The 11824-nt window shown below is 40.8% G+C and carries 7 protein-coding genes; 2 read left to right on the forward strand and 5 right to left on the reverse strand.

Annotation, left to right across the window (positions count from 1 at the left end):
- The 3 genes from ABFX33_RS10375 to ABFX33_RS10385 form a co-directional block, all read right to left on the reverse strand.
- Nucleotides 1-1998 (reverse strand): ABC transporter permease (locus ABFX33_RS10375; RefSeq protein WP_346085942.1); only part of this gene is annotated, 1998 nt, incomplete at its 3' end.
- 24 nt (nucleotides 1999-2022) lie between these two features.
- Entirely contained in the window at nucleotides 2023-4461 is a 2439-nt protein-coding gene (locus tag ABFX33_RS10380; RefSeq protein WP_346085944.1) for an ABC transporter permease, read from the reverse strand.
- A 418-nt stretch (nucleotides 4462-4879) separates the two neighbouring features.
- Nucleotides 4880-5104, reverse strand: coding sequence for a helix-turn-helix domain-containing protein (locus ABFX33_RS10385; RefSeq protein WP_257093817.1), 225 nt, complete (start codon nucleotides 5102-5104; stop codon nucleotides 4880-4882).
- Nucleotides 5105-5240: 136 nt separating this feature from the next.
- Between ABFX33_RS10385 and ABFX33_RS10390 the strand changes: the two genes are divergently transcribed.
- Nucleotides 5241-5915 carry a hypothetical protein gene (locus ABFX33_RS10390; protein WP_346085946.1) on the forward strand — a complete coding sequence of 225 codons (675 nt, stop codon included), beginning with the start codon at nucleotides 5241-5243 and terminating at the stop codon, nucleotides 5913-5915.
- A gap of 150 nt (nucleotides 5916-6065) precedes the next feature.
- Here ABFX33_RS10390 and ABFX33_RS10395 read toward each other — a convergent pair whose 3' ends face one another.
- The gene (locus ABFX33_RS10395; RefSeq protein WP_346085948.1) at nucleotides 6066-8462 is read right to left on the reverse strand and encodes an ABC transporter permease; all 2397 of its coding nucleotides are present in this window, start codon (nucleotides 8460-8462) and stop codon (nucleotides 6066-6068) included.
- Nucleotides 8463-8489: 27 nt separating this feature from the next.
- Nucleotides 8490-10895 (reverse strand): ABC transporter permease, encoded by a 2406-nt coding sequence (locus tag ABFX33_RS10400; RefSeq protein ID WP_346085950.1) that lies wholly within the window; start codon nucleotides 10893-10895, stop codon nucleotides 8490-8492.
- A gap of 647 nt (nucleotides 10896-11542) precedes the next feature.
- Between ABFX33_RS10400 and ABFX33_RS10405 the strand changes: the two genes are divergently transcribed.
- Nucleotides 11543-11818, forward strand: coding sequence for a fibronectin type III domain-containing protein (locus tag ABFX33_RS10405; protein ID WP_346085952.1), 276 nt, complete (start codon nucleotides 11543-11545; stop codon nucleotides 11816-11818).
- Nucleotides 11819-11824: the final 6 nt, after the last annotated feature.

An 11824-nucleotide genomic window follows, 5' to 3' on the forward strand; every position in this document is an offset into this window, starting at 1 on the left:
AGGTGCAAATTTGTCCCATACGGTATTTATGTCAGCCAAAGTTTTAGCCATATCAGTTGACTTGGTCTTGATCGAAAGGAGCGATGGGCTGCTGGCCAAGGTCATACAGACAGGGACATATCCCTCACCTTTTAATGATTCAAAAATAAAGTCATCGACAACGCCAATAATTGTCCATGTTCTTCCGTTTGTAATCTGTGCACCGATTGGATTACCTTTAATACCCAGCGTTGTGATCATTTTTTTATTGACGATGGTACCACTACTATCGGAAGCAATCTGTGGATTAAAATTTCGACCTGCGATTAATCGAAGTCCAAAAGTGGAAACGTAATTTTCATCAATATTCCAGAATTGTCCAGCTTCTGGCAGTTCAAGGCCTTCTTTTCCCTTAGCCCAAAATGGGTTGCCATTACGTTTTACACCATCCAATGGCACTGGGAGATAATCACTTATGGATACATTGCTCACAGCCGGAATGGCTTTCAGTTCATTTCTCAGGTTTTGTACTTCTGAGGTAATGCTATTTATGCCACGGAGTACAATGACTTGATCCTTATTGAAGCCAATATCTTTGTTGAGCATATAGCTGATCTGTTGATTGGCGATCAAGGCAGAGATCATCAGGATGATGGAGGTTGCAAATTGGAAAACAACAAGCCCATTACGCAATAGTGCTGTTTTTGGGTTGGAACTTGATTTACTTTTTAGGGCATTGATCGGTTGAAATCCAGAGAGGTATAGCGCAGGATATATACCAGCTATGCCGCCTATGGTCAACATGGTTAAGATCAAAGAAGGTATAAAGTACCATGTTGCCCAAGGGATAACTAAGGTCTTATTGGCCAAACTATTAAAAAGAGGTAGTAATGTCCAAGCTAGTAAAAGACCAATAATTAAAGAAATTAAGCTGTAACATACCGCCTCAGTCATAAATTGGGTGATTAAAGTACTTCGACTGGATCCAATGGTTTTGCGTATACCGATCTCTTTAGCTCGTGTTGCGGCATTGGCGGTAGACAGATTAACAAAATTGATGCATGCGATCAGTAGGATGAAAAATGCAATCCCGGCAAATACCCAGACCATTTTGATATCACCCTGATATTGCGTCGCCATGGCGTATTCTAAAATATTTTTGGAATATAAATGCATGTCCAATGCATTTTGAAGTAACACCTTGGATTGCATGGTTTCCGGGGATATTTTCATTCCGTTTTTTTTGTTGATCGGAATGTAATGATCCTCGACATAGTTCTTTGAAATATCATGTTGTGCCGTTCCGAGATCCGTATTTTCTTTAAGCTTAACGTAAGTGATGTAATTCGTTGCTCCCCAGTTGTTTTGTTCACCTTGGTAAAAAGGTTCACCGGCAAGCGAGATAAAATAATCATAACCATAGAGGCTTGAATTGCTTGGTACATCATCAATAACGGCTGTGATATTGTACAGAACGTTCTTGTTATTGTTCAGATAGATTGTTTGCCCAACAGCATTTCCCTTGAAAAACTTCTGCGCTTTACTTTTTGTAATGACCAGGCTATTGGGTTTGTCTAAAGCATGATTTAACTGTCCTGCCATAATCGGGAGTGGAAACATTTCCAGGATAGACTGATCAACATAAACGAAACCTGCGTCTAAGTGATTCTCGGCGTTGCCATTCACTGTGAAGAGGTTACTCCCTGCGCCAAATAAAGTGTTGGGGAGCACCCGCCCGACTGATTCAATACTAGGTATTTCGGCCTGGAGGGTCTTAGCAGCGGGGGCCGGAAATGAAAGATACTGCACTGATTTGTCCCCGTCCGGAGCTTGAATAACTAGACGGAATACACGGTCCATATCCGGATACATCCTATCATAGCTTTTTTCATGTCTGATGTACAGTAAGATGAGTATACAGATTGCAACGCTAAATGCAAAACCACCAATCTTGATGATTGAGTAGAGTTTGTTGTTGGTCATGTTCCGCCAAGCAATCTTTAGGTAATTTCTGATCATAATAATAAAATTAACATGTTGACTTTATTCATCCCTCAGACTATCGACCGGATTGGTCCGGATAGCCTTCCATGTTTGATAACTAATGGTACCTAAGGCGATGAGGATAGCCCCCATACCCGCCAGAATAAAGTACATCCAGTTGATATCTATTTTATAGTTGAAGTCTCTGAGCCATTGGTTCATTGCCCACCACGCAACAGGTGAGGCAATGACCATGGCAACAAACACCAATTTTATAAAGTCTCCGGACAACAGTTTCAGCAATCTGAGGGAACTTGCGCCAAGCACTTTCCGTACACCGATTTCTTTTGTCCGCTGTTGTGTCACATAGGTGGCAAGTCCAAAAAGACCAAGGGCAGCCACAAAAATGGCGACGATTGCAAAACAGCTGAATATATTTTTCGTCCGTTCAACATCTTGATAAAGGGAAGCAAAGCCCTCATCCAAAAAGCTGTAATTGATTTTTTGATTGGGTGAAAATTTATTCCATACCGTGTTAATCCCGTTTAGGGTCTCCTGTAAGTTTTCGGGCTTAACTTTAATAGAGAGGAGTGATGGATAACCCCGCAATACCATACATAAGCCAGCGTACCCTTTCCCTTTTAACGATTCAAAAATAAAATTGTCCACAACACCGACTACTGTCCAAGTATTGCCATTGGTTATTTTTGCCCCGATGGGATTTTTTAATCCCAGGTCGTCCGCTAATTTCTGGTTGATGATCGCAGCGGTACTGTCGGTAGCCATTTTGGGATCGAAATTTCTACCCTTCGTCAATTGCAATCCGAAGGTCGCAAGATAATCCTGGTCAATCTCCCAAAACTGCCCTTGTGTCGCCATATCGACCTCTCGTCTACCTTCATTCCAAAAAGGATTGCCATTTCTTTTGGCGCCATCAATGGGGACAGGGAGGAAATCACCTAGGGAAACGGAGCTGACATTTGGAATGGACTTTAATTCATTCTTAAGACTAAGGATCTGATTTCCCAATGTACCAACGCCACGCAGGACGATCACCTGTTCTTTTTTGAAACCCAGGTCTTTTTCCAGGATATAGCGTATCTGTTGATTGGTCACCAGGGCGCTTACAATGAGGATGATGGAAGTTGCAAACTGAAAAATGACAAGACCATTTCGGAATAATGATGATTTGGCTCCCGCGATCTTATTTTTCAATGCAGCAATCGGTTTAAATCGGGATAGATACAAGGCTGGGTAGATTCCGGCCAAGCTGCCGATGAAAATTATCGCCAGCAATAAAGATGGGAAAAAGTATGGGGATGTCCAGGGAATGGTCAATGACTTATTGGCGAGATTGTTGAATATGGGTAATAAAACCCAACTCAGCAATAGACCAACGAACAAGGATAATACACTATAGCAAATCGCTTCGAGCAAGAATTGTCCGATCAACAATGTCCTCGTCGAACCAATTGTTTTCCGGATACCGATTTCTTTGGCTCGTGTAGCGGCATTGGCCGTGGACAGGTTGATAAAGTTGATACAGGCAATTAGCAGTATAAATAGCGCTACAGTGGCAAATGTCCAGACCATACGGATATCGCCTCGATTCAGTGTACTGACTTTATCATCATCAATATCCGTAGACATTAAATGGATGTCAAGTGCATTTTGTAAGTTGATTTTTACCTGCTCGAATACAGGATTGAGCTTACGACCTGATTTTTTGTATTCAGGCAAATAGTGCTCTTTATAGTTTTTTAAGATCTCTTTTTCTGTTTGTTCAATGTTGACCTGTGGTTTTAATTTAACGTAGACCGTGTAATTATTGCTGAGCCATTGGTTTTGTTCGCCGGGGTAAAAAGGTTCCCCAGCAAGAGACATAAAAAAGCTATAACCGGCCAGCGTAGAATTTTGTGGGATGTCTTCGATGACACCAGTAATGGTATATAGTTTGGATTTGTTATTATTTAGATAGATAGTCTGTCCGATAGGATCAGTTTTGAAATATTTTTCGGCTTTACTTTTCGTAATGACCAATGTGTTGGGTTGATCCAATGCGTGGGCAAGCCTGCCTGAAACCATAGGTGTCGGAAACATGTCCAGAATAGATTGATCAACATACACAAAGCCATCGTCGTAGAAACTTTGCGGATTATCGTTCAGGGAGAGCTGGTTACTTCCAGCGCCAAATAAAGGATTGGGAAGTATCCGGCCCGTTTGTTCTATGGATGGAATTTCAGCTTTAAGTGTTGGGGCAACGGGTGCCGAAAGTGACACCCAACGTTCTATTTTACCTTCGATCGGAAGCTGAACGACCAGACGATAAATTCGATCCATCGTTGGATAAAATTTGTTGTAACTCGTCTCTTGCTTGATGTAAAGTACGATGAGAATACAGATTGCGATACCAAAAGCAAATCCTCCGATCTTTATAAAAGAATAGAGTTTATTTTTTGCCATATTTCGCCAAGCGATTTTAAGACTATTTGCTATCATAACAATACTTTTTTAAGGTCTTATTGATCCGTAATCGACCGGTCAATCTAGACATTATACTGAAGTCAATTGTATTGCCACTTTATTAAGTTGTTGATTTTTAGGTTTTTGTATTGTTTATTGGATTTTATGTCTGTACGATATCGAACAGTTTTACGTCCAATACCGCACAGATTATTCCCGCGATGTGATATCCCTTCTTTTTTTTATATCCATCGGCATCAGATGATTTGTGCCAAGCAATAATCATGTTTTCCCATGTGTGACCTTTGGCTTTATCTTTTCGAATGATTTGGTGTTTCCGATTTTTAAGGATGAAATTTATAAGAGGTACTGGTGAATTGGCAGGAAATAGGAGGAAGCAATAACATCTCGTAGTTTTATGCGCATAACTGCATAAAATTACGAGATGTGGAACTTAATTCTCAATTTCTTTCAGTTGGAGATGTTCGCAAAGTTCGAGCATCATTTTGGCCGGGTCCGTATCGATGGCTAGGGCAATTAAGTACATTTCATCTAAACGTAATTTAGCCGTCTCAGTCATGGTTAATTCATTGATCCTCGCTTTACTTAATCCTGTTTTGCGAGCAATCTGGGATTTATTTACAGATTTCTTCGCTAAAAATTCGCCTAGTTTTGTCATCGTATTATTTTATTAATCTGTCCTTTTGTATAGATAAATATAGATAATGTTATTTTTATTTATACAAATGTTTTTGTTTTTGAGATGTTTTCTATTTCTTTGTATTGAAAATCTATACTATTTAAATGTGCCGAAGATGAAAATAGCAAAAATTCAAAAAACAAAAGTGTATAGGAGAAAATGTGAAGAGTTAGATATATTAATCTATTATCGCATGCTGCTACAGCGTATTTCGCGGCACCTGTCACCCGAGGAAGTTTCCTTTTTAATGGGTAAACCATTGGATTTTATGAGTAAAATTGAGAGGTTTAAACTCAAACGAATTTTTGTTCATGATTTGGTTACCATGTATCATGTACTAGAAATAAATAGTATGAGTGCCATGATGCCTCTGGGGGTAGAACTATCTTCACAAAAAAACTTATATGAATTGCATGTGACTACATTGGCTGACAGGGTTATTTACGACATGTATAAAGTTGATGTTGAGCAGGATCAGAAAGTAATCGAATTTAAGTTAATCGACGCTCTTCATGATATTGACCACTATAAAAATTCTACAGCAGAAGAAGTGAAAAAGATAAATGCTTTTTTGGATGAGCAAATTGATGCAGGATATTTTAATGAGGAAAAAAGACCTGATGAAATACATAACTTCTGCTGTGTTAAGCTAGAGAAATATATAGATCCTAAAAACCTGATGAAGGTGCTAGATGATTTACTTAATTGGTCTGATGAACGCAAAATTGTTCGGAAGAAATCTAAATATGGTTTTGCGTATGTTTTAGCTGACTGCGAAAGACCCGACTAAAAAAGAATAAGCAATTTTGGTTATCACTGTGAATAACCAAAATTGCTGCAAAGATCCTAAGCCGTAGGTACATCAATTATAAACTTCCATTCCCAATCGGTTAATAATAAATGCACTTTTGAACGTCAACAACCTACGGCTTATTTTTTCTTATTCATCCCGTAAACTATTGACGGGATTGATACGGGCTGTCTGGAAGATTCGGACAGCGATAATCGCTAAGGTCATCAAACCGATAAACATTCCGGTGAAAACAAATAGCGCGATCGGAACATCAATATGATAGTAGAAGTTTTCCAGCCATTTGTGTGTAAACCACCATGCGATTGGGAAAGCTATTAGAATAGCGATCAGCAGAAGTATGATAAAGGATCTGGAAATCATATAGGTGATCGTATTTACCGAAGCACCAAGCACTTTGCGGATACCAATTTCTTTTACTCTTCGTTCTAATGTATAGATGGCAATAGCCACAATCCCTAAGATTGCAATCAGCATGCTGGAACCCGTAAAAAGTGCCAATTGCTGGTACTGTTTTTTTTCTTTGTTATATTGATGCTGTACCTGATCTTCCTGCCAGTTGATCTGTGCGATCCGGTTAGGGAAAAACTTGTTCCAGGTACTGTTTACCAAGGCTAAAGCTTCCTTTTTCTTCCCTTCTTCTACACGGATAAGCATACAGCCGCCTTCCCATTCTTTTTGTGCCTTAATCGCAAAAGGACCGATCGGAAACTTTAAACTCGCTCCGTTAAACTCTTTAAATACACCCACTGGTGTATTGTTTAGAGGCTCATTGCTCTTATTGAGTTTTAAAGACAGCCGCTGGGCGGTTCCTTCGGAGACGAGCATATTTGTAAATACACGCTGTCCGGCATGTACCGAATCCGTAAAGGGTCTGTCCAGCGCATAGTCCGCGCTTAAAGGCCGACCATCAAGGAGCTTTATACCCATGGTTTTGATGTAATCATAATCCGCATAAACAAATACAACCGGGAGTTCTTCGTTCGGATTACTGGGGTCTTTTACTGTTTTAAAATCCACACTACCACTAAAGGGAGTCCAGCCTGTGAGGCTGACCGAGGAGATGTACGAATTTTTTAATAACTCCTGTTTGAAGGCCTGATCCTTTCCTTCCCAAGAGGTATAATTGATGGCCATGAGATTTTTGGGCTCGTAACCAAGATCTTTGTTGTATAGATAATGCAATTGCGCCCGCATGGACATCATACAGATCGCTACGATAATGGCAATGGCAAACTGGACAACCACCAGTACTTTGGTAAATGCCATATTTAGCGGAAGTCTAAAGAAAGAAAGCTGCTTCCGAAGTTCCAGTGATGGCTGTGTTTTTGATAGTGACAGGGCCGTAGGTAAACTACAAAGCCAGCCCAGAACGATCCAAATGGATAGTAGTCCAACAAACATAAATAAGGAATGCTGGTAGCTCATGGTCAATGGATGTTCTAAATAGTGTTCAAATGCTGGACTGATAAGCACATACACAAAAAATGCAATCAGAAAAGAGCCGACAAAGAGTATGGTACTTTCTAGGCCCATTTGTAGGATCAGATTTTTTCGGCTTGCCCCCAACACTTTGCGGATACCGATCTGCTGTGTGCGTTTGAGCGCATGGGCGAAGCTCAGGTTAATATAATTGATACTGACCAATACAAGGATCAAGATCGCTATTCCTGCCAGCAGATAAATATCTTGCATGGGATTCTCCCATCCTGTGATACTTTGTAAGTGTATATCTTTGATGGGTTCGATAAAAAGATTGTGTCCTTTCAGCCAATCATCCAGTTTCTGCGTATTATACCACCTGTTTATTTTGGTTGAAAGGCTGTTAACATCGGTTGTACTTTTGAGCAGTAGAATTTGTGTCTGTAGCGAACCGCTTTTTTCAGGATTGAATTCATGCACCTTAGGCATCAACACGAGGGCTTCTGCCTGAAAGGAAGAATTATGGGGCATATCCTCAATAATGGCATTGACATAATAAGCTTCGGGTTCACCTTCTTGAGGTTTATTGTAGAAGGTGCTACCGAGCGCGTCTTTGCCGCCGAAGTATTTTTGTACCGCAGAGGCTGTTAATGTGATGTTTTTTGCTCCGGCAATAACTTGTTTTGGGTTGCCTGCGATGATTTTTGTGTCAAAAAGATTGAAAAAACCGCTGTCGATTTCCAAGGTACTGATTTCGGTAAACTGGTTTGAGCGCTTGTTTATTGTTAATTTTGGTGAAAATGAATTGATTGAAGTATAACCAAGTACTTCTGGAAAATTAGCTTTTAGTGCCGCAGATATACCTTGGGGGGCGCCAGTAATACTGTTCGTGAAATTTTTTTGTTTTTCTTTAGGCACTATTCGCATTCGGTAGAGTTCATTGGAATTGCTCCACTGTCTGTCGTAGGATAGCTCATCAACGACAAGCGAACTGATTAACATAAATACCAGCAACGCAATGGTTAAACCAATGAGGTTTGATAGCGAATAGATACGATTGTGCATCAATGTCCGCCAGGCGGTTTTAAGATGGTTCTTTATCATACTGTTTATATGGATTGGTTACTTACATTATTCATCCCTTAATTTTTCAACTGGATTAAACCGGGTCGCCCGAAATACGATAACGCCTACCAATAGGCCAAGTACGCTCAGCAGTATGCCCAGCGGCAACAGGTAGGTAAATGCATTGATTTCTATCCGGATGATATAGTTCTGTAGCCAATGTTGCATCAGCATATAGCTAGATGGGACTGTAACCAAAACCGCTAACAGAAATATGCCATAGTATTCCTTCGAAAATAACAGGATCAAATGTGCTAATGAGGCACCCAGTACTTTGCGGATACCTACTTCCTTGTTACGGAGATGGATCGATAGGGAGATTAGGCCGGTCAACCCCAATACAACGATTAAAAGTGAAACAGCACTCGCAATCTGAGCTGCCCGGTGCAGTTGCAGTTCCGTTTCATATAAACCTTTGATGCGGTCATCCATAAATTGATACTTAAATGGTGCATCAGGCATTAATTCTTTCCATTTCTTTTCCAGCCCTTGTACCGCGCTGGACAGTTGGCCCGGTTTTAAACGGATACTCAGGTATCGGTATTGGAAATTTTCATGGATATCTGTCCAGACAATAGCTGGAGATGCCCGGTGAAGAGAATTTGCGACAAAGTTATCGGTGACGCCCACAATGGTCATCTTAACATTTGGGTCGTTCAGGGCGATCTGTTGACCGATTGCACGCTCGGCATCACGGATGCCAAAATCTTCCATGGCTTTCTTGTTGATCACAACGGATCTATTCGTGGTATTTGTCACCGCATTTTTGGGTAAGAAGGTACCCGCCAATAGGGGTATTTCATAGGCTTCCAGAAAATAACTGTCACTGTTAATCCGTTGCACCTGTACCTCTGTATCGTTGTTATTGCCAAAAGCCGGTTGCATATTGAAACCTAATAGTCCCGGTGTCTCATAGGAAAGGCTCACGGACTTAACCGCTGATTCCTGCAGCAGCTCATGCCGAATGGCCTCCATTTTCCGGATACCAGTTTCGGACCAGTCCCTTGGTGCCTGTACCGTCAATAGATAATCTTTGTTGTATCCTAAATTGCTGCTTATAAATAGATTGACCTGTTTGGAGATAATTAGGGTACAGACCAACAGGAGCAGTGCAACAGCGAACTGAAAGAACAATAGCACTTTTCGAACCAATTGCTTGTCACCTAATGCGGAGAACTGATTTTTGACCGAGGGAAGTATCTTGATATTGGACAGTTTAATTGCTGGGTATAATCCCGCCAGCATACCGATCACTAACGTCAATAGCCCCAATAAACCGAAAAAATAGCCCGGTAAATTGATTAAAGAGGGGAGCTCGCGCATCAGTACATGTGCAAATAAAGGGCGTACTATGCTATAGATGGGCAGACTGATCAATGCTGCAATAGCTACGATAAGGATATATTCTGTCAACAACTGTTTTACCAATTGTGGTCTGGAAGAGCCCATAATTTTACGCACACCGATTTCCTTCAACCGCGTAATATGCTGTGCAATACTAAAATTGATAAAGTTGATGATCGCCATGACCAGAATAAAAACAGCAATCCAGATTAGGGTCTGAATCATCTTGCGGACAGCGCCCTGATTATCGTCTAGATAATAGCTTTTCAAGGGTTTTAAATTGGGGCTGTACTGACTGGCGAATTCCTTATCGGTATTTTTGTGAACCAGCGTTTGAATCGCCGCATCCAGTTGTTGCGTCGTCACTCCAGTTTTCAATTCGAGATAACCGGCGATGTAAGGATTATTCCAGTTATCCAGGGATCTGCCGAAATATTCTTCGTTGGCAATGGGCAGAAAAATATCCGAGTGCATATCCTTTGTCAGATCCATGACCGCATTTTGTATTGCAGTTTTTATGACAGCAGTAATTTCAAAATCATGCTTTTCGCCTCTGAAATTTTTAATCTGAAGGGTTTTTCCCAGCACATTTACTTTTCCAAAATATTTTACAGCAGCCTGGTCAGTGATCACCACAGAAAAGGGATTATTCAGTGCGGTCTTGGGATTTCCTGCTAAAATTTCAAAACCAAACATGGTTAAAAGGCTGGGATCACCGAGGGCCATTCCTTCTTCGTGGATCGTAGCTCCATTGGCGATAATACCTGTCAGTCCATCGATACGATAATAGTTGGCCACCAAATTTGGATATTCTTCATACAGGGCTTTGGGGAGCGCTCCGATTGTGGTCAAATTGATCCCAAATCCTTCCTTCTTATACTTGCTCTGCAATAGAAATTGCTGATCTATATTTTTGATCTTGCTATTTACCTGTTGAACATCCCAGACATAAGCCCCGACCAGTAGTAAAAAGGTAATGCCAAGGGTCAATCCAACTAGGTTGATCAGGTTTTGAACTTTTTTCTTTCGAATATTCCGCCAGGCAATCTTGAAGTTTGTAAAAGTCATTGTCACTCGTATAAAGTTTATTTCCATCACCGCAAATAGATTGGCTGCAGGCTTTGGTTTTTGCTAATTTTGTGTACGATAACACAAATCCTTAGCCAAGCCTGTACATTATTGATTGTTAGTTTGTTAAAATGGATTTTGTCGAGTGAACTGTCCGAAATCGGACAGTCATTGTACACCTGCGAACACCTCAGTCTGGTTGATTCATCGAACGGAAATTAAATAAGCAGACAGGTAAGCAGGAATAATCAAATGGAATACTGTAAGAATATAGCAGCAATTGGCTGCATCAAGTGAACAGTTCCGTTTTATAGAATATACATTCTGGTTTTCAAGAGGAGAATCGTCTTATACCAAATAACTATTTTCTGTTTTTTACTTGAGAGGGGGAGTTCCCCATTAAGAAAAGGAACCGGTAAATGAGGTGTTCAGTTCTTTCAATGTGATTTGTACGATGCTTAATTTGGAAGCGCTGACATCATATTGGTTTTATACGTGCTATACTGATCCGTAATCAAAAAAGAACTGAACTGGCGTATGTACTGAAAGAACTGGCTAAATATGTAGATACGATCGCCAATGCGGATCCGACGATTATTTTAGCAGCAGGTTACGCTGTCAGAAAACCCAAGACTTCCTATGGTGGGGTGGTTCCCAAAGCGGGGCAACTAATTGCTCGTCCCGAGGAGGTGGGCAGTGGGCGCGTGAAGCTAAAAACACAACGATGGCGGGGAGCACGCATGTATCAGTATCAATTCCGCGTCAAAGGTCAAAATGTAGACTGGAACACACGGCTCTGTTCGAAAAGTAGCTGTATTATCGATGGGTTGGAGTCCTTTCGGGAATATGAATTTAGGGTCTCCTATATCGGAATAGACCCGACTCCAAATTATAGCGATATCATCAGCAGTTATGTACTTTAATCAGGA

The organism is Sphingobacterium ginsenosidimutans (assembly GCF_039536865.1).
Classification (GTDB): Bacteria; Bacteroidota; Bacteroidia; order Sphingobacteriales; family Sphingobacteriaceae; genus Sphingobacterium; species Sphingobacterium detergens.

Coding starts and splice junctions, on each gene's coding strand:
- ABFX33_RS10380 (WP_346085944.1), bottom strand. CDS start 4,461: ATGATAGCAAATAGTCTTAAAATCGCTTGGCGAAATATGGCAAAAAAT.
- ABFX33_RS10385 (WP_257093817.1), bottom strand. CDS start 5,104: ATGACAAAACTAGGCGAATTTTTAGCGAAGAAATCTGTAAATAAATCC.
- ABFX33_RS10390 (WP_346085946.1), top strand. CDS start 5,241: ATGAAAATAGCAAAAATTCAAAAAACAAAAGTGTATAGGAGAAAATGT.
- ABFX33_RS10395 (WP_346085948.1), bottom strand. CDS start 8,462: ATGATAAAGAACCATCTTAAAACCGCCTGGCGGACATTGATGCACAAT.
- ABFX33_RS10400 (WP_346085950.1), bottom strand. CDS start 10,895: ATGACTTTTACAAACTTCAAGATTGCCTGGCGGAATATTCGAAAGAAA.